The sequence below is a fragment of the Pseudomonas sp. 2822-17 genome (assembly GCF_002742485.1).
GTDB lineage: Bacteria > Pseudomonadota > Gammaproteobacteria > Pseudomonadales > Pseudomonadaceae > Aquipseudomonas > Aquipseudomonas cyclaminis.
In genome coordinates this window covers 1-358 of the sequence record NZ_LJRZ01000358.1, presented here as the reverse complement: position 1 = coordinate 358, position 358 = coordinate 1, and the positions used below count along the sequence as shown (strand labels likewise).

Here is a 358-nt window from a genome sequence, read left to right as displayed (position 1 = left end):
GATATAGACATGATTGAGCTAGCAGGATTAGGGGTAGCAATGGGAAATGCTCCAGAAGAAGTAAAGGAAAAAGCTGATATAGTTACTGATACCAATATTAACGAAGGTGTTGCCACCGTTGTAGAAAAGTATATATTATCTTAACTGAAATGGAGGCCCTTTCTAAAGGAGTCTCCAAAATACTGTTTTATACAAATATGTCGCCGACTTTTGCCTCTTTTTTTATATAATCTGCCACCCAATAAGCTAAAGCTCCTACGGTTTCTGCAGGATTGTAAGCTCCGATAGTTGGAAATGCAGAACTTCCAACAACGAACAAATTAGATATTTCATGGGTTTGACAATATTTGTTTAAGAC

The 358-nt window shown here is 36.9% G+C and carries 2 protein-coding genes; one reads left to right on the top strand and one right to left on the bottom strand.

What is annotated here, in order from left to right; translation table 11 throughout:
- Positions 1-9 precede the first annotated feature (9 nt).
- Positions 10-144: an HAD hydrolase family protein gene (locus AOA60_RS34555; RefSeq protein WP_368731568.1), complete on the top strand. Its 135-nt coding sequence runs from the start codon at positions 10-12 to the stop codon at positions 142-144.
- Positions 145-187: 43 nt separating this feature from the next.
- Here the strand turns inward: AOA60_RS34555 and AOA60_RS34550 are convergent.
- Positions 188-358 (bottom strand): GMC oxidoreductase (locus AOA60_RS34550; protein ID WP_143522410.1); only part of this gene is annotated, 171 nt, incomplete at its 5' end.